The organism is Streptomyces sp. MspMP-M5 (genome assembly GCF_000373585.1).
GTDB lineage: Bacteria > Actinomycetota > Actinomycetes > Streptomycetales > Streptomycetaceae > Streptomyces.
In genome coordinates, this window is record NZ_KB891910.1 from 45,247 (window position 1) to 63,052 (window position 17,806).

At 75.5% G+C, this 17,806-nt stretch carries 16 protein-coding genes and 1 riboswitch; of the genes, 10 read left to right on the top strand and 6 right to left on the bottom strand.

Annotated elements, in window-relative coordinates; translation table 11 throughout:
* Positions 1–61: 61 nt before the first annotated feature.
* Positions 62–799, top strand: a complete 738-nt coding sequence (locus B073_RS0127170) for a hypothetical protein (RefSeq protein WP_018541242.1) — start codon at positions 62–64, stop codon at positions 797–799.
* Positions 800–818: 19 nt separating this feature from the next.
* Here the strand turns inward: B073_RS0127170 and B073_RS0127175 are convergent, their stop codons facing one another.
* The 3 genes from B073_RS0127175 to B073_RS0127185 form a co-directional block, all read right to left on the bottom strand.
* Positions 819–1,598 carry an enoyl-CoA hydratase/isomerase family protein gene (locus B073_RS0127175; RefSeq protein ID WP_018541243.1) on the bottom strand — a complete coding sequence of 260 codons (780 nt, stop codon included), beginning with the start codon at positions 1,596–1,598 and terminating at the stop codon, positions 819–821.
* Between the two features lie 114 nt (positions 1,599–1,712).
* The gene (locus B073_RS0127180; protein WP_018541244.1) at positions 1,713–1,934 is read right to left on the bottom strand and encodes a helix-turn-helix domain-containing protein; all 222 of its coding nucleotides are present in this window, start codon (positions 1,932–1,934) and stop codon (positions 1,713–1,715) included.
* 350 nt (positions 1,935–2,284) lie between these two features.
* The gene (locus B073_RS0127185) at positions 2,285–3,883 is read right to left on the bottom strand and encodes an ABC-F family ATP-binding cassette domain-containing protein (protein ID WP_018541245.1); all 1,599 of its coding nucleotides are present in this window, start codon (positions 3,881–3,883) and stop codon (positions 2,285–2,287) included.
* Positions 3,884–4,104: 221 nt separating this feature from the next.
* Here B073_RS0127185 and B073_RS0127190 point away from each other — a divergent pair, with 221 nt between their 5' ends.
* Positions 4,105–4,509, top strand: coding sequence for a VOC family protein (locus tag B073_RS0127190; RefSeq protein WP_037812890.1), 405 nt, complete (start codon positions 4,105–4,107; stop codon positions 4,507–4,509).
* Between the two features lie 32 nt (positions 4,510–4,541).
* Here B073_RS0127190 and B073_RS0127195 read toward each other — a convergent pair whose 3' ends face one another.
* The 3 genes from B073_RS0127195 to B073_RS0127205 all read right to left on the bottom strand — a co-directional run bounded on the left by B073_RS0127195 (position 4,542) and on the right by B073_RS0127205 (position 8,048).
* Positions 4,542–5,984, bottom strand: a complete 1,443-nt coding sequence (locus B073_RS0127195; RefSeq protein WP_078508203.1) for a hypothetical protein — start codon at positions 5,982–5,984, stop codon at positions 4,542–4,544.
* 171 nt (positions 5,985–6,155) lie between these two features.
* Complete coding sequence (locus tag B073_RS0127200) at positions 6,156–7,283, bottom strand: alpha/beta hydrolase (RefSeq protein WP_018541248.1); 1,128 nt, start codon at positions 7,281–7,283, stop codon at positions 6,156–6,158.
* 96 nt (positions 7,284–7,379) lie between these two features.
* Positions 7,380–8,048, bottom strand: coding sequence for a class II aldolase/adducin family protein (locus B073_RS0127205; RefSeq protein ID WP_018541249.1), 669 nt, complete (start codon positions 8,046–8,048; stop codon positions 7,380–7,382).
* A gap of 562 nt (positions 8,049–8,610) precedes the next feature.
* Between B073_RS0127205 and B073_RS0127210 the strand changes: the two genes are divergently transcribed.
* The 8 genes from B073_RS0127210 to B073_RS0127245 form a co-directional block, all read left to right on the top strand.
* Entirely contained in the window at positions 8,611–9,876 is a 1,266-nt protein-coding gene (locus B073_RS0127210) for an inorganic phosphate transporter (protein WP_018541250.1), read from the top strand.
* A gap of 52 nt (positions 9,877–9,928) precedes the next feature.
* Positions 9,929–10,165: a hypothetical protein gene (locus B073_RS0127215; RefSeq protein WP_018541251.1), complete on the top strand. Its 237-nt coding sequence runs from the start codon at positions 9,929–9,931 to the stop codon at positions 10,163–10,165.
* A gap of 223 nt (positions 10,166–10,388) precedes the next feature.
* Positions 10,389–10,532, top strand: a riboswitch (cobalamin riboswitch).
* Between the two features lie 129 nt (positions 10,533–10,661).
* Positions 10,662–11,627, top strand: a complete 966-nt coding sequence (locus B073_RS0127220) for a cobalamin biosynthesis protein (RefSeq protein ID WP_018541252.1) — start codon at positions 10,662–10,664, stop codon at positions 11,625–11,627.
* A 26-nt stretch (positions 11,628–11,653) separates the two neighbouring features.
* Positions 11,654–13,159, top strand: coding sequence for a cobyric acid synthase (locus tag B073_RS0127225; protein WP_199788204.1), 1,506 nt, complete (start codon positions 11,654–11,656; stop codon positions 13,157–13,159).
* A gap of 82 nt (positions 13,160–13,241) precedes the next feature.
* Positions 13,242–15,404, top strand: a complete 2,163-nt coding sequence (locus B073_RS41260; RefSeq protein WP_018541254.1) for a putative cobaltochelatase — start codon at positions 13,242–13,244, stop codon at positions 15,402–15,404.
* Positions 15,404–16,003: a cob(I)yrinic acid a,c-diamide adenosyltransferase gene (cobO, locus tag B073_RS0127235; protein ID WP_018541255.1), complete on the top strand. Its 600-nt coding sequence runs from the start codon at positions 15,404–15,406 to the stop codon at positions 16,001–16,003. The genes B073_RS41260 and cobO overlap by 1 nt, the downstream gene beginning before the upstream one ends.
* A gap of 7 nt (positions 16,004–16,010) precedes the next feature.
* Positions 16,011–17,429: a cobyrinate a,c-diamide synthase gene (locus tag B073_RS0127240; protein ID WP_018541256.1), complete on the top strand. Its 1,419-nt coding sequence runs from the start codon at positions 16,011–16,013 to the stop codon at positions 17,427–17,429.
* A partial coding sequence (locus B073_RS0127245) for a cobalamin biosynthesis protein (protein WP_018541257.1) occupies positions 17,426–17,806 on the top strand: 381 nt, incomplete at its 3' end. The genes B073_RS0127240 and B073_RS0127245, both read left to right, overlap by 4 nt.

A 17,806-nucleotide genomic window follows, 5' to 3' on the forward strand; every position in this document is an offset into this window, starting at 1 on the left:
GCCTGCCGCGGCGGGCGGGCTGGGGCAGGCTGGGGAGGTGGTCCGGGAAAGAGGTGACGCGGTGGCCGCGAACGGCTTGGCACACACGGTGCGGCAGCAGCTCGGCATCGGCCGGATCCTGCCGCTCGGCGGCCCGGCGGACGGGGCCTGGATCACCGAACGCGCGGCCCGCGCGGCCCTGTTGCGGGCCCCCGGCACCCCGCCCGGCGTGCGCCTGGACGCCCTGCGACTCTCCCTCGCCACCCCCGGCGAAGCCCCGGCGCCGACCGTGCCGGCACCGCCCAGCGCCCTGCCGCCGGGCCGGCTGCGGATCACCGCCGACCTGGCCGCACCGCCCGGCCGCCCGCTGCCGGCGCTCGCCGCGCACGTGCGGACGGCGCTGCTGGCCGCGGCCGAGGACGGCCTGGGGCTGCGGGTGAGCGCGGTGGACCTCCGGATCGGCGAACTGCTGGACGCCCCGGCCGAGGGCGGCCCCGGGGACGGCGACCGGACCGCCGGCCGGGCCGCGGCACCGGCCGCCACGGCACCGGCCACCGCGGAACCAGGCGACGCCGCGACGGACCCCGCGGACCTCGTCGCCCGGGTGCTCGCCGTCCCCGGGGTGGCCCGGCTCGCCCCGGCCCTGGCCGGCCGCTCCCGCCCGGTGGCCCGCACCGGCGACCATGTCCTCGTCCAGCTGGCGACCGCCGCCGGCCACCGCCCCGTGGACGTGGCCCGCGCCGTCCGCCGGGCGGTCACCGGTCCGCCGCCGGCACCGCAGTCGGCCGCGGTGCTGGTCACGGCGGTGGCGGACGGCTGACGACCGGAGCCGCGGGCGGTCAGTCGCCGACGCCGGCCAGGTCCCGCAGCCGCCGCGCCTGGGCGGCACGCTCCGCGCGGCGCTGCTCCTCGTACGTCCGGTCCACGGCGCCGGCCAGCAGGGCCTTGGTCTCGATGACGGCGTCCCGGGGCGCGGCGACGAGCGCGGCGGCCAGATCGGCCGCCGCGGCGTCGAGTTCGCCGCCGGGCACGACGAGGTTGACCAGGCCGATCCGCTCGGCCTCCGCGGCGTGCACGAAGCGCCCGGTGGCGCAGATCTCCAGCGCCCGGGCGTAGCCGACCAGTGCGATCAGGGGGTGCGTGCCGGTCAGGTCCGGGACCAGGCCCAGACTGGTCTCGCGCATGGCGAACTGCGCGTCGTCGGCGGCGACCCGCAGGTCGCAGGCGAGCGCGAGCTGGAAGCCGGCGCCGATGGCATGCCCCTGGACGGCGGCGATCGACACCAGGTCGTTCCGCCGCCACCAGGTGAACGCCTCCTGGTACTCGGCGATCGTGGCGTCCAGCGCCTCGTCCGTACCGCGCGCCAGATCGAGGAACGACGGCTCACCGTCGAACCCTTCGGGCGTGAACGCCTGCCGGTCGAGCCCCGCGGAGAAGGACCTGCCCTCTCCGCGCAGCACCACGATCCGTACGTTTCCCGGCAGCAGCGAACCCGCCTCGGCCAGTGCCCGCCACATGGCGGGGCTCTGGGCGTTGCGCTTGGCCGCGTTGGCGAGGGTCACCGTGGCGATCGCGTCGTCCACGGTGAGCCGCACACCGTGCTTGTCGAGCAGAGTCATGAGGGCGCCTCCGAGTCAGCCACCGCACCTGCGTGCGTAAGTGACTGAACGGTAACCTCCCGGCCGACTGCTCGGACGGCCGGGGGGCACCGCCTTTACCCGGAGCCGCGACCGTCAGACCGAGGCGGCCTTCTTGCCCCTCGTGGCTCCGCCACGGCCGCGCAGGATCACGCCGGATTCGCTGAGCATCCGGTGCACGAATCCGTAGGAGCGGCCGGTTTCCTCGGCCAGCGCCCGGATGCTCGCTCCGGCGTCGTACTTCTTCTTCAGGTCTGCCGCGAGCTTCTCGCGCGCGGCGCCGGTCACCCGGCTGCCCTTCTTCAGAGTCTCGGCCACCCGTGCCTCCTCGTGGGAAGTGCGCTCTGGACTCTCATGATCACCCCTCCCCGGCTTCCTGGCCACCCATTCCGCAAGGTCTGTGCGACATCCTTCGCCGTCCTGCGGGCGCCCGGAGCGGTCGGAACTCCTTCTTCCGCGCGCCCCGCGACGCCGACGCACGCCCCGGTGGGCGAGAAGTGCCAGGTCAGGTGGTATGTCACCGAAACGGCGCGGGCCGAGCCGGGAGGGCCCGGCCCCCTGCTGCAGGCTCGCCGGTGTACGAGCCGTTCTCACTCAGATGATGGATCACCCATGGGCCGAATGATCCAGCGGGCGTGATCCAACCGGTGGCGGCGGTATGGCGGTGATCAGGCCAGCGCGACCAGGTCCGCGTAGTCCTGGCCCCACAGGTCCTCGACGCCGTCGGGCAGCAGGATGATCCGCTCCGGCGCCAGCGCGTCCACCGCGCCCTCGTCGTGCGTCACCAGGACCACCGCGCCGGTGAAGGTGCGCAGCGCGCCGAGGATCTCCTCGCGGCTGGCCGGGTCGAGGTTGTTGGTGGGCTCGTCGAGCAGCAGGACGTTGGCGGAGGAGACGACCAGCGTCGCCAGCGCGAGGCGGGTCTTCTCGCCGCCGGACAGCACGCCGGCGGGCTTGTCGACGTCGTCGCCGGAGAACAGGAAGGAGCCGAGCACCTTGCGGACCTCGACGAGGTCCATGTCGGGCGCGGCGGAGCGCATGTTCTCCAGGACCGTGCGCTCCGGGTCCAGGGTCTCGTGCTCCTGGGCGTAGTAGCCGAGCTTCAGGCCGTGGCCGGGGCGGACCTCGCCGGTGTCGGGCGTCTCGACGCCCGCCAGCAGCCGCAGCAGGGTGGTCTTGCCGGCGCCGTTGAGGCCCAGGATGACGACCCGGGAGCCCTTGTCGATGGCGAGGTCGACGTCGGTGAAGATCTCCAGGGAGCCGTAGGACTTGGAGAGGCCCTCGGCGGTGAGCGGGGTCTTGCCGCAGGGCGCGGGGTCCGGGAAGCGCAGCTTGGCGACCTTGTCGGAGATCCGCACCGCCTCCAGGCCGGCCAGCAGCTTGTCGGCGCGCTTGGCCATGTTCTGGGCGGCGACGGTCTTGGTGGCCTTGGCCCGCATCTTGTCGGCCTGGGAGTTGAGCGCCGCGGCCTTCTTCTCGGCGTTGGCGCGCTCGCGCTTGCGGCGCTTCTCGTCGGCCTCGCGCTGCTGCTGGTAGAGCTTCCAGCCCATGTTGTAGACGTCGATCTGAGCGCGGTTGGCGTCCAGGTAGAAGACCTTGTTCACGACCGTCTCGACGAGGTCGACGTCGTGGGAGATGACGATGAAGCCGCCGCGGTAGGTCTTGAGGTAGTCGCGCAGCCAGGCGATGGAGTCGGCGTCGAGGTGGTTGGTGGGCTCGTCGAGCAGCAGGATGTCGGAGTCCGAGAAGAGGATGCGGGCCAGCTCGACGCGGCGCCGCTGTCCGCCGGAGAGGGTGTGCAGGGGCTGGCCGAGGATGCGGTCGGGCAGGCCCAGGCTGGCGGCGATGGTCGCGGCCTCGGCCTCGGCGGCGTACCCGCCCTTGGTGAGGAACTCGGTCTCCAGCCGCTCGTACTTCTTCATGGCCTTCTCGCGGGTGGCGCCCTTGCCGTTCGCCATCCGGTCCTCGTTCTCGCGCATCTTGCGCAGCACGGTGTCCAGGCCGCGGGCGGACAGGATGCGGTCGCGGGCCAGCACGTCGAGGTCGCCGGTGCGCGGGTCCTGCGGGAGGTAGCCGACCTCGCCGGAGCGGGTGACCGAGCCGCCGGCCGGGATGCCCTGGCCAGCCAGGACCTTGGTGAGGGTGGTCTTGCCGGCGCCGTTGCGGCCCACCAGGCCGATGCGGTCGCCCCTGGCGATACGGAACGAGGCGGACTCGATGAGGACGCGGGCGCCGGCGCGCAGCTCAAGGCCGGAAGCGGTGATCACGGGGAAAACTCCAGGGCAGGAAGACGGCGGGTTGGACGGACGGTCCGAGAGCGGTCTGCGCCGTCTAATGAACCCAGAGGAGAACTGCCATGCAGGCAGTCTAACGGGCCGGGGCAAATCGTTTTCCGGCGTTGTCGGACCCTCCTGCGAGACTGTGAGGCAGGACACAGGAATCCGGGCGGCAGGGCGCCGTCCGGTGCGCGAGAGGCATGGTGATCAGCATGGCAGGCACGCCGACGATGTTCCCGACGCTGCGCTACCGGGACGCCCCGGCCGCCCTGGGTCAGCTGACGGAGGCGTTCGGATTCACCGTCGCCGCACGGTACGACGGGGAGGACGGCACGGTGCTGCATGCCGAACTCGCCTACGGCGACGGCGCGGTGATGGTCGGTTCGAAGGGCCACGGCGGCCCGTTCGACGAGGCGATGGGGGACGCCGGGCCGAGCGGGGTCTATGTCGTCGTCGACGATCCCGACGCGCACTGCGAGCGGGCCCGGCGGGCCGGGGTGGAGATCCTGGTGCCGCCCACCGACCAGGACTACGGCTCGCGCGACTATCTGGCCCGGGATGCCGAGGGCAATGTCTGGAGCTTCGGCACCTACCGGCCGGGCGGGGCGGGGTCATGAGCCGCCAGGGCCCGGCCGGGGTGCCCGGGGCGTTACGCGCCGCCGGTGTGGACCTGGAAGGCGGCCCGGCGGACGGCCTTGGCGAGGGCCGGGTCGGGGTGCGCGGCGGCCAGCGCGACCAGCACCTGCACGGTGCGGGGGTGGCCGACGGCGCGGACCTCCGCCAGCAGCCGCGGCACCGAGCCCTGGACGGCCGAGTCCAGGTGCCGGACGAGCAGTTGGGTCTCCCCGTGGTCGGCGACGGCCGCCGCGGTGTCCACCCACAGCCAGGTCGACTCCTCGCGGGTGAGGACGTCGGAGGCGGTCTCGGGATCGCCGCCCTCGTGCTCGAAGAGCCACAGCAGGGCGTAGGGGCGCAGCACGGACTCGTCGGCGGCGGCGCGCACGGCCGGTTCGGCGGGGGCGCCGACGGCGCGCAGCGCCTCGAAGGCCAGTCCGCGCAGCAGCGCGTCCTCGCCGCGGGCGACGGCGAGGAGTTCCTCGACGGCGGCGCCGACGGAGCGGGCGGCGAGCCAGGCGCGGTACTCGGCGCGGGCCGGGCCCGGGGTCAGCCGGGCGCAGCCGCGCAGCATCGCCTCCGCGGACTGCTCGATGTTGCCGGCCGGGCTCTGCGCGGCGACGCAGATCTGCTCCAGCTTGACCCACACCGACCAGTTGCCCAGCGGCGTCAGCTGCGCCTCCTGGCCGTGGTGCCACTCACCGGTGCCTTCGCCGGCCTCGTGGGCGCCGCGCGGCGGCATCAGCGCGCCGACCGCGAGCAGGGCGTCCAGCGCCCAGCGCAGGAGGTCGGCGAGCGGCGCCCCCGCGGCGTCGCTCGCCGGCCCCGCGGCGTCGGTACCGTCCGCCGGGTCCGTTCCGTAGGGCACCTCGCAGCGCTCGGTGCGCAGTTCGGCGACGCGCTGGCCGAGCATGTCCAGCAGCACCGGCAGCCGGACCGGTCCGGCGGACAGGTGCAGCAGGGACAGCAGCTGCGGGACGGCCTCGACGACCTCGGCGACGGCGGAGGGGCCGGCCGCGGCCGGCGCGGCGAGGGCCAGCGACCAGGCGTCGAAGAGCGCGACCCAGCCGCGCAGGGCGGCGGTGTCGTCGCGGTCCCAGGCACGCAGCCGCCAGCCGGGGCGGGCCAGGCCGTCGTGGAGTTCGACGAGCCCGGCGAGCCGGGCCCGGTCCCAGTCGGCGCGCACCTGGCGGTGGGTCAGGCCCAGGGCCTCGGCAGCGCCGGCGACGGCGGCTTCCGGGAGCGATCCGTCGGGGCCGGCGCGGAGGCTGCCCGCGTGGTCGGCCCAGCGCGCGAGACGGGCCGCGCCGGCCAGTACGGCGCGCGCCTGGCGGGCCAGTTCCGCGGGCGGCGGAGTGCCCTCGGGTGGCCGGGGCGCCGGGCGGGCGGCCCGGGTGCTCACCGCCCGGCGGGCGGCCGCAATCGGTTGTCGGGGGACGAGTCGGAGCCGGGAGTCGCGCGGTGTACGGGACGTCACAGGAGCAGTCTTGCCGCTGACGGCCCGAAAACCCAATCGGAACCCTGCTTGCGGCTCTTCGGCCCCGCGTCACCCCGCCGTCCCGCTCCGGCCGGTGGGAGTTGTCCGGCCGGCCATCTCCGGCTCCGGCCGCGGAAGCGGAGGCACCCGGGGGTCCGCCGGGCGGCGGGGTCACATCAGCGGGGTGAGGAAGCGGCGCAGGGTCTCCTCGTAGCGGTCCGGGGCGGCGTTCCACATCGCGGCGTGCGGGGCGTGCGGGACGGGGTGCAGGGTGATCAGCTCCGGACGGCGGGCGGCCAGGCGGCGGGAGGCGTCCCAGGGGGCGAGGGTGTCCTCGGGGCCGTGGAAGAGGAGGACGGGCACGTCGAGTTCGTCGGCCTCGACGGCGTCGGCGGGGCGGTCGACCGGCAGTCCGGTGTGCCCCTCGGCGGCGCGGACGGCCAGCGGGAGCAGGGCGCGCGGGATGCGCCGGGCGGCGGCCAGCGCGCGGACGGTGGCGTGCCGGTCGAGCACCGGGGAGTCCAGGACGAGGCCGGAGACCCGGTCGCGCAGCGGGGAGTTGAGGGCGGCGCGCAGGGCCATGGTGGCGCCGGCGGACCAGCCGTGGAGGACGACCGCGCGGGCGCCGTGCCGGACGGCGTAGCGGATCGCGGCGTCCAGGTCGCGCCATTCGGTGTCGCCGAGGTGGTGCAGGCCGTCGGCGGTGCGCGGGGCGCCGGGGTCGTTGCGGTAGGCGAGGTCGAGGACGGGGAAGCGGTGCCGGTGCAGGAAGGGCAGCACCACCATGGGGTGTTCGCGGGTGGTGCCGAGGCCGTGCACGGTGATGACCCAGGTGTCGCGGGCACCGGGCACGAACCACGCGGGCAGGGCGCCCAGTTCGCCGGGGACGTCGACGTCGGTGAAGGCGAGGCCGAGGGCGTCGTAGGGGGTGCCGAGGTGCACCTGCGGGGTCAGCCGCATCCGCGCGCCGGGCCGCAGGGTGCCGTGGGTGACCCGCTCCAGTCGGCGGACGACGGCATCGGGCGGATGCGGTGTGCCGTGGACGACGGGACCGACGACGGCGTGGCAGCCGGCGCCGGAGAGGCCGTAGATGCCGGGTCGGAGGGATCCCAGGCTGCGGGTGAGGACGATGTGGTCGCCGTCGGCGGAGTGGACGGTGAGGCGGGAGTCGCCCGGGAAGGGGTGGCCGGGGGACGGTTTCAGGGCAACGTCGCCGGCGTACCGCCCGGCCGCCACGGCGGCCGCCCCGGCTCCGATCACGGTGGTGGCGGTCACCGCCGCCACGGTACCCAGTCGCACCCCTCCAGTGTGCGCAGCGCCACCGGTCCCGGCCACCGGGCGCCCGGGACCGGCGGCCGGACCGGCCGTGCCGGCGGTGCCGTGCCGCGCGGGGCGCTACCGGGCATCGTCTTCGGGCTGGCCGTAGCCGCGCAGCCGTTCGCCGGCGGCGTCGAGCTGGGCGGGCGAGAGCAGGCTGGGGGTGTGGCCGGGGACGGCGGCGGCGGTGAGCCAGACCCGGCACATCCACTCCAGTTGGGCGGTGCGTTCCAGGGCCTGGGCGAGGCTGTCGCCGTAGGCGATGGTGCCGTGGTTCTGCAGGAGCGCGGCGGTGCGGTCGCGGAGCGCGTCGAGCATGTGGGCGGCGAGTTCGTCGCTGCCGTAGAGGGCGTAGGGGGCGACGCGCACGGGGCCGCCGAGCGCGGCGGCCATGTAGTGGACGGGCGGGAGTTCGGGGACGAGGGTGGAGACGGCGGTGGCGTGCGGGGCGTGGGTGTGCACGATCGCGGTGGCCGGGGTGTGGCGGTAGACGGCCAGGTGGAGCGGGAGTTCGCTGGTCGGGCGGAGTCTGCCGACGATCGGGCGGCCTTCGATGTCCACCCCGGTGAGATGGGCGGGGCCCAGCCGGTCGTAGGGGATGCCGCTGGGGGTGACGAGGATCAGGTCCCTGACGCGGACCGAGACGTTGCCCGAGGTACCGACGACGAGGCCGTCGGCGGCGGTCCGGCGGGCGGTGGCGACCAGCTCGCTCCAGGCGTCGGAGAGGTGGTCGGGGTGCTCCTTCATGGCGTTCCTCCGGTGCGACGCTGCGGGACGTGCGGAAAGGCACGAGGGCGGTGCACGACACCGTACGGGCGGGCCGGGGCACTGTACGCGCCGGCACCGGCCGCCCGGTATCCGCCGTATAGGGATGGCTGTTCCACTGCGGGTGATTGGCCGGAGTTCGACCACCTTGCGTCGATCATCCGTTAACGTCGAGTGATCCGCACCTCCTCACATGTCATCGCCAGGGGGCACCCATGACCTGTGACCGCGCCGCCCGCCGGACGCGGCCGACGGCCGCGACTTCGCGGTGCCCAGCGCTTCGTCGGACACCCGGCAGGCGCAGAACGGGCCGGCGGCCGGTGATCTACACCATGGCCCGCTGCCGGGGGATCAGGACCGCTGGAACGGCACCCCGGCCCAGCACAAGGAATGTGCCGACGGGTGAGACGGAAGTGACGGCTGAGGCGCCTCCGCGTGAACACTGCGGGGGCGTCACCGCGGCGCCCGGCCCAGTTCACTTTCCGTTCACCCGCTGTCCGTACGTTCCCGAGGACACTGACCATCGAACGGATTGCCTGGGTGAATGGAACACATCACGCTTCTCATCGGGATCGTGATCGTCACGGCCTTGGTGTTCGACTTTACGAACGGCTTCCACGACACGGCCAACGCAATGGCCACCACCATCTCCACCGGGGCTCTGCGACCCAAGGTCGCGGTGGCGATGTCGGCGGGACTCAATCTCGTCGGGGCATTCCTCTCCGTGGAGGTGGCGAAGACCATCTCCGGCGGCATCATCGACGAACGGGCCGGCGTCAGACCTGAAGTGATCTTCGCCGGTCTGGTCGGCGCGATCATCTGGAACCTCCTGACCTGGCTCGCCGGTCTCCCCTCCAGCTCGTCCCACGCCCTGTTCGGTGGTCTGATCGGCGCGACCCTGGTGTCCGCGGGCGCCGACGGGGTGCACGGCCAGGCCGTGGTGATGAAGGTCCTGATCCCGGCGGTGGCCGCGCCGTTCGTCGCGGGGCTCGCCGCGATGGCGGCGACGCGGCTCACCTACCGGCTGACCCGCGGCCGCGCCGAGGAGGACACCGCCAAGGGCTACCGCGCCGGTCAGATCGCCTCGGCGGCGCTGGTCTCGCTGGCCCACGGCACCAACGACGCGCAGAAGACGATGGGCGTGATCACCCTCGCGCTGATCACCGGCGGGGTCATCGCCCCGCACTCCGACCCGCCGCTCTGGGTGATCGCCTCCGCCGGCCTGGCCATCGCGCTCGGCACCTACCTGGGCGGCTGGCGGATCATCCGCACGATGGGCAAGGGCATCACCGACATCCGGCCGCCGCAGGGCTTCGCCGCCCAGACGGGCGCGGCCGCCACCATCCTGGCCTCCTCCCACCTCGGTTTCGCGCTCTCCACCACCCAGGTCTGCTCGGGCGCCGTGATGGGCTCCGGGCTGGGCCGCAAGGGCGGCGTGGTGCGCTGGTCCACGGCCGGGCGGATGGTCGTGGCCTGGGGGCTGACGCTGCCGGCCGCCGGCCTGGTCTCCGCGGGGGCCGCGTTCCTCGCCGACCAGGGCACCTGGGGTGTGGCGGCGGTGGCCGTCCTGGCGCTGGCGGTCTGCGGCGGCATCTGGGCGGCCTCCCGGCGCAAGCCGGTCGACCACACCAACGTCAACGAGGGTCCGGCGGCGGAGCCGGCCGGTGTCGTCACCACGGCGCTGCAGGCCGTCGCCCCTCCCCCGGCGGGCCCGGTCGCCCCGGCGGCCACCGCCCCGGCAGCCGCCGAGGCGGACGCCGCGGCCACGCCCGCCCAGGCCCCCGCCCGGCCCGTGTCCGCCACCTCCTGACGCCGACCACCCGATCCACGGCCCCCGAGCCCAAGAACCCTAAGGACCAGCAATGCACATCGACTGGGCAGCTCTCGGCCAGGTCTTCGGCGTCAGCCTCGCGGTGACGGTGGGGATCGTGGGCCTGTTCACCGTCGGGATCGTGGGGACCTCCCGCAAGCCGGCCGCGGACGGCGACGGCGCGGCCACCACGGCACCGGCCGCCGGCGCGCGCGCCGGGGCACTGGCCGCCTTCGCGCTGTGCGCGGCGGCGGTGGCGTACGGGATCTATCTGATCGTCGCCGCCTGAGAGCGGCGCCGACGGCTCCGGCGGTGGACGGGGCGTCCGGTGGACGCGGCAGCAGCCGCGGCCGCCGGGCGCCCCGTCCGCGTGTGTCCGGGCGGGGTGGTGCGCCGGCGGTCGCCCTGTGGTCTTGGCCACAGGTCAGACGGCGGCGCTGCATCGCAGGTCAAGGGCGAGTTGACGGGCCTTCACGGGCCGTGGTGGACTGCCCGGGCCAATCGGCGACAGCAGAGGAAGTCCGGTGCGAATCCGGCGCGGTCCCGCCACTGTCACCGGGGAGCGCTCCTCCAACGAGAGCCACGGTCCGTAGCACGTCGAACTCCGTGCGGACGGGAAGGCCGGGGGCGGCGCCGATCCGGGAGCCAGGAGACTCTGGTCGCCGTCGCGTCGAGCCAGGGCGAGGACCCTGAGTGAGGACATACCGCCATGCCCGGCTGCCCGTCGAGAACCCCACTGCCCGCTGCCGCAGGGCCCGTTCACGGACGTACGGCGGCCTGATCCGGTGCGCGGCGAACACGCGGGATATGCGTGCGGCGCGGCCCTCGGCTTCCTCGGTGATCTGATCGCGGCGGACCCGCGGCGCGGCCATCCGGTGGCCGCGTTCGGCCGGGCCGCGGGCGCCGTCGAGCGCCGGCTGTGGCGCGACCACCGGGGTTACGGGGCGGTGCACACCGCGCTGTGCGCGGGCGGCGCGGCCGTCGGCGCCGCACTGCTGGAGCGCGCCCTGCACCGCCGTCCGGGCGCCCGTACGGCGCTGACCGCGGCGGCGGTGTGGGCCGTACTGGGCGGCACCTCGCTGGGCCGGGAGGCGCGCGCCGTGGGCTGGGCGCTGGCCGTCGGCGATCTGGACGTGGCGCGGGAGCGGCTGCCGCATCTGTGCGGGCGCGATCCGCAGGCGCTGGACGGGCCGCAGATGGCCCGCGCGGTGGTGGAGTCGGTCGCCGAGAACACCTCGGACGCCGTGGTGGGCGCCCTGGTGTGGGGCGCGCTGGGCGGGGTGCCCGGTCTGGTGGCGTTCCGCGCGGTCAACACCCTGGACGCGATGGTCGGTCACCGGTCGCCGCGGTACCGCCGGTTCGGCTGGGCGGCGGCCCGCCTCGACGATGTCGCCGGCTGGCCGGGCGCGCGGTTGACCGCTGTGCTGGCGGTGCTGGCGGGCCCGGACCGGCGCGGTGCGCTGCGGGCCTGGCGGGCGGACGGCGCGGCGCACCCGAGCCCCAACGCGGGCCCGGTGGAGGCGTCCTTCGCGGGGGCGCTGGGCGTCCGGCTGGGCGGCACCCTGGCGTACGGCGGGCGGGTGGAGCACCGGCCGGTGCTCAACGGCGGGGCGCGGCCGCCGGCGGTGGCCGACATCGAGCGGGCGGTACGGCTGTCCCGGCGGGTGGGTCTGCTGGCGCTGGGCGTCACGGTGGCCGGCCGGCTGGCGGCGGGCGCGCTGCGGCGCGGGAGCGGGAAGGGGACGCGGTGAGCGGGCGGAAGGCGGCCGGGGCAGCCGTGGGCGGCGGGCTGCTGGTGGCCGGGACGACGTCCGACGCGGGCAAGAGCGTGGTGACCGCCGGCATCTGCCGCTGGCTGGTCCGGCAGGGCGTCTCGGTGGCGCCCTTCAAGGCGCAGAACATGTCGCTGAACTCGTTCGTGACCCGGGAGGGCGCGGAGATCGGCCGGGCGCAGGCGATGCAGGCGGCCGCGGCGCGGATCGAGCCGACGGCCCTGATGAACCCGGTGCTGCTCAAGCCGGGCAGCGACCGCAGCAGCCAGGTGGTGCTGCTGGGGAAGCCGGTGGGCGAGCTGAGTGCGCGCGGCTACCACTCGGGTCGGCAGGAGCAGTTGCTGGGCACGGTGACCGACTGCCTCGCCGAACTCCGCCGCACCCACGACGCGGTGATCTGCGAGGGCGCCGGCAGCCCGGCCGAGATCAACCTGCGGCGCACCGACATCGTCAACATGGGCATCGCCCGGGCGGCGCGGATCCCGGTCGTGGTGGTCGGCGACATCGACCGCGGCGGGGTCTTCGCGTCGTTCTTCGGCACCACGGCGCTGCTGTCGCCGGAGGATCAGGCGCTGGTCGCCGGCTACCTCGTCAACAAGTTCCGCGGCGATGTGACGCTGCTGGAACCCGGGTTGGAGATGCTGCGCGGGCTCACCGGGCGGCGGACCTTCGGCGTGCTGCCGTACGCGCACGGGCTCGGCATCGACGAGGAGGACGGCCTGAGGGTGTCCCTGCGCGGCGCGGTCCGCGAGTCCGTGGTGGCCCCGCCCGCGGGCGAGGACATCCTGCGCGTCGCGGTCTGCGCGGTGCCGCTGATGTCCAACTTCACCGACGTGGATGCGCTGGCGGCCGAACCGGGCGTGGTGGTGCGGTTCGTGGACCGGCCGGAGGAGCTGGCCGACGCGGATCTGGTGGTGCTGCCGGGGACCCGCGGCACGGTCCGCGCGCTGGCCTGGCTGCGCGAGCGCGGGCTGGCGGACGCGGTGGTCCGGCGGGCCGCGCAGGGCCGTCCGGTGCTCGGCATCTGCGGCGGCTACCAGATGCTCGGCGAACGGATCGAGGACGACGTCGAGTCGCGGGCGGGCACGGTGGACGGGCTGGGTTTGCTGCCCCTACGGGTGCGGTTCGCGGTGGAGAAGACCCTCGCCCGGCCGGTCGGCGAGGCGCTCGGCGAGCCGGTGGAGGGGTACGAGATCCACCACGGGGTCGCCGAAGTGGCAGGTGGGGAAGGTTTCTTGGACGGCTGCCGGGCCGGGTCCGTGTGGGGCACACACTGGCACGGCTCGCTGGAGAGCGACGGCTTCCGGCGGGCGTTCCTGCGGGAGGTGGCCCGGGCGGCCGGCCGCCGTTTCGTCCCGGCGCCGGACACCCGCTTCGGCGCGCTGCGCGAGGAGCAGCTGGACCGGCTGGGCGATCTGATCGAGGAGCACGCGGACACCAAGGCGCTGCTGCGGCTGATCGAGGAGGGGGTGCCGGAGGGGCTGCCGTTCGTTCCTCCGGGGGCGCCGTGAGGACCGGCAACGCCAACCTGCCGCACGGCGCACACAGTTCGACCGGCAACGGACGCAAGCCACTCGAGGGAGTGATCACCACATGAGCACCCGGTATCCGTTCACCGCCGTCGTCGGTATGGACGACCTGCAGCTGGCGCTGCTGCTGAACGCCGTCAGCCCGGCGGTCGGCGGAGTCCTGGTCCGTGGCGAGAAGGGCACCGCGAAGAGCACCGCCGTGCGCGCCTTGGCGGATCTCATGCCCGAGGTGCCGGTGGTGGCGGGCTGTCGCTTCAGCTGCGATCCGCGCTCCCCCGACCCGCAGTGCCCGGACGGCCGGCACGAAGCCGGCTCCGCCGAGTCCCGGCCGGCCCGCATGGTCGAACTGCCGGTGGGCGCCTCGGAGGACCGTCTCGTCGGCGCGCTCGACATCGAGCGGGCGCTCGCCGAGGGGGTGAAGGCGTTCGAGCCGGGGCTGCTCGCGGCCGCCCACCGGGGCATCCTCTACGTGGACGAAGTCAACCTCTTGCATGATCACCTGGTCGACGTCCTCCTGGACGCCGCCGCCATGGGCGCCTCCTACGTGGAGCGCGAGGGCGTCTCCGTGCGGCACGCGGCCCGCTTCCTGCTCGTCGGGACGATGAACCCCGAAGAGGGCGAGCTGCGGCCGCAGTTGCTGGACCGCTTCGGGCTGACCGTGGAGGTCGCGGCGTCCCGGGACCCGGAGCAGCGGGTGGCGGTGGTCCGCCGCCGGCTGGCGTACGACGACGACCCGGCGGGCTTCGCGGCACGCTGGGCGACCGAGGAGCAGGAGCTGCGCGAACGGATCGCGCGGGCCCGGGAGTTGCTGCCGACGGTGACGCTGGGCGACTCGGCGCTGCGGCAGATCGCGGCGACCTGTGCGGCGTTCGAGGTGGACGGCATGCGGGCGGACATCGTGATGGCCCGCACGGCGACCGCGCTGGCGGCCTGGGCCGGGCGGACCGAGGTACTCCCGGAGGACGTCCGGCAGGCGGCGCTGCTGGCGCTGCCGCACCGGCGCCGGCGCAATCCCTTCGACGCGCCGGGGCTCGACGAGGACAAGCTCGACCAGGTGCTGGAGGAGTCCGGCGGGCAGGACCCGGAGGGCGACGACGATCCGGAGCCGGAGGGCCCGGACGGCGGTCCCGACGGTCCGGACGGCGGTCCCGACGGCGGGCCCGGTGGGCTGCCGCCGCAGGACGGCGGGCCCCGGGAGCAGCCCGGCGACGCGCCGCGCCCGGACGTGCCGCGGCAGCAGGAGCCGGAGCGCCCGGCGCGGCCGGAGGAGTCCGGGCGGGAGCCGGCGGGCGAGCCAGCGGCGTCCGGGCCGGGCCCGGAGCAGGCCGCGGTGGGCGCCACCGAGCCGTTCCGGACCCGGCGGCTGGACGTGCCGGGGCTGGGCGAGGGCGCGGACGGGCGGCGGTCCCGGGCGCGGACCGCGTACGGCCGGACGACCGGGGCCCGGCGGCCCCAAGGCGCGCTGGGCACACTGCACTTGGCGGCGACCGTGCAGGCCGCGGCGCCGCACCAGTGGGCCCGCGGGCGGCGCGGCCCGGGGCTGGTGCTGCGCCGGGACGATCTGCGGGAGGCGGTGCGCGAGGGGCGCGAGGGCAACCTCGTGCTGTTCGTGGTGGACGCCTCCGGGTCGATGGCGGCGCGGAAGCGGATGAGCGCGGTCAAGGGGGCGGTGCTGTCGCTGCTGCTCGACGCGTACCAGCGGCGGGACAAGATCGGGATGGTCACCTTCCGGGGTGCCGGTGCCGAGCTGGCGCTGCCGCCGACGTCGTCGGTCGAGGCGGGCGCGGCGCGGCTGGAGCAGCTGCCGACCGGCGGCCGGACGCCGCTGTCGGAGGGGCTGCTGCGGGCCCATGAGGTGCTGCGGGTGGAGCGGATGCGGGACCCGTCGCGGCGGCCGCTGCTGGTGGTCGTCACGGACGGCCGGGCCACCGGTGGGCCGGAACCGGTGGGGCGGGCGCACCGGGCCGCGCGGCTGCTGGCTGCCGGGGGCACCGCGTCGGTGGTGGTGGACTGCGAGACGGGGCCGGTGCGGCTGGGGCTGGCCGGGGAGCTGGCCCGGGAGCTCGGCGGCACCGCCGTCACCCTCGACGAGCTGCGCGCGGACAGCGTCTCCGCGCTCGTACGGACCGTGCAGGGCAAGCCCGTCCGCGGCGGCAGCGCCGGCCGGGACGGGGCACAGCAGGATCGTCACCACAGGCTGGATCGTCACAACAGGAAGGCCGCGTAATGCCGCAGGGACAGCCGTCCGTCGTACCGGACGACGGGCTCACCACCCGCCAGCGCCGCAACCGCCCGCTGGTCCTGGTCCACACGGGCCAGGGCAAGGGCAAGTCCACCGCCGCCTTCGGGCTGGCGCTCCGGGCCTGGAACCAGGGCTGGCCGGTGGGGGTGTTCCAGTTCGTGAAGTCGGCGAAGTGGAAGGTCGGCGAGGAGCGGGCGCTGAAGGTGCTGGGCGCCACCGGGGAGGGCGGCACCGTCGACTGGCACAAGATGGGCGAGGGCTGGTCCTGGGTGCAGCGCGACTCGCAGTTCAGCAACGAGGAGGCGGCCCGCGAGGGCTGGGAGCAGGTCAAGCGGGATCTGGCCGCGGAGACCTACAAGCTGCTGGTGCTGGACGAGTTCGCCTACCCGCTGAAGTGGGGCTGGGTGGACGCCGACGAGGTGGTGGCGGTGCTGCGGGACCGGCCCGGCACGCAGCATGTCGTCATCACCGGGCGGGACGCGCCCGCGCCGCTGCTGGACTTCGCGGACCTGGTGACGGACATGACGAAGGTCAAGCACCCGATGGACACAGGCCAGAAGGGCCAGCGGGGCATCGAATGGTGAGCACGTCGTGAGCGGTGGCGCCGTACCCCGGCTGGTGATCGCCGCGCCGTCCTCGGGCGCCGGGAAGACGACGGTGGCCACCGGTCTGATGGCGGCCTTCGCCGAGGCGGGGCTCGCGGTGTCGCCGCACAAGGTGGGGCCCGACTACATCGACCCGGGGTACCACGCGCTGGCCACCGGCCGGCCCGGCCGCAATCTGGACGCCTTCCTGTGCGGGCCGCAGCAGATCGCGCCGCTGTTCCTGCACGGGGCGGCCGGTGCGGATCTGGCGGTGGTCGAGGGCGTGATGGGGCTGTTCGACGGGGCGTCCGGCATGGGCGAACTGTCGTCGACCGCGCAGGTCGCCAAGGTGCTGCGGGCGCCGGTGGTGCTGGTGGTGGACGCCTCCTCGCAGTCCCGGTCGGTGGCCGCGCTGGTGCACGGCTTCGCGTCGTGGGACCCGGAGGTGCGGCTGGCCGGGGTGATCCTCAACAAGGTCGGTTCGGACCGGCACGAGGAGCTGCTGCGGGACGCCATGGGCTCCTCGGGGGTGCCGGTGCTCGGGGCGCTGCGCCGTACCGAGCAGGCCCGTACGCCGTCCCGGCACCTGGGGCTGGTGCCGGTGGCCGAGCGGCGCACGGAGGCGCTGGAGTCGGTGCGGGCGCTGGCCGCGCGGGTGCGCGCGGGCTGTGATCTCCAGGCGCTACTGGCGCTGGCGCGCACGGTGCCGGAGCTGCCGGACCGGCCGTGGGACCCGGCGGAGGCGGTGGCCGCGGCGGGTGCGCCGGCGGCCCCGCCCGCCGCGGGGTCCGGGCGGCCGGTGGTGGCGGTGGCCGGCGGGCCCGCGTTCACCTTCTCGTACGCCGAGCACACCGAGCTGCTGGCCGCGGCGGGCGCCGAGGTGGTGCCGTTCGATCCGCTGCGGGACGAACAACTGCCGTCCGGTACCCGGGGGTTGGTGATCGGCGGCGGCTTCCCCGAGGTGTACGCGCCGGAGTTGTCGGCGAACGCGCCGCTGCGGGCCGCGGTGGCCGGACTGGCCGCGGCGGGCGCGCCGGTCGCCGCCGAGTGCGCCGGGCTGCTCTACCTCTCCCGTTCGCTCGACGGGCGGCCGATGTGCGGGGTGCTGCCCGCCGACGGCCGGATGACCGAGCGGCTGACCCTCGGCTACCGGGAGGCGGTGGCGCTGGGCGACAACGCGCTGGCCGCGGCCGGGACCCGGGTGCGGGGCCACGAGTTCCACCGGACGGTGCTGGAGCCGGGCGCCGGCGCCTCCCCGGCGTGGGGCGTGACGCACCCCCGGCGCGGTGTGGAGGGCTTCGTCTCCGGCGGGGTGCACGCCTCGTATCTGCATCTGCACTGGGCGGCGGAACCGGCGCTGGCCGGGCGGCTGGTGGCCGGGGCGGCGCGGGGCGCGGTGCCCGGGTCGGCGGCCGGGCCCGCGTGACGGACGCGGGCGGCGGGCTCGTCGCGGGCGTGGGGGCGCGCCGGGGCGTGCCGGCGGCGGAGGTGCGGGAGTTGATCCGGGCCGCGCTGGCGGGGGTGGGCCGGGGGCCCGGTGCGCTGGCCGGGTTGGCGACCGTGGCGGCCAAGGCGGCCGAGCCCGGTCTGCTGGGCGCGGCGCGGGAGTTCGGGGTGCCGCTGTGGTCGTTCCCGGCGGCGGAGCTGGCGGCGGTGCGGGTCCCGGGGCCGTCCGCCGCGGTCCGGGCCGCGGTGGGCACGCCGAGTGTGGCGGAGGCGGCGGCGCTGCTGGCCGCGGGGCCGGGGGCCCGACTGGTCGCCGGGAAGCGGGTGTCGGCGCCGGCGGGCCGGCCGGGCGCGGCG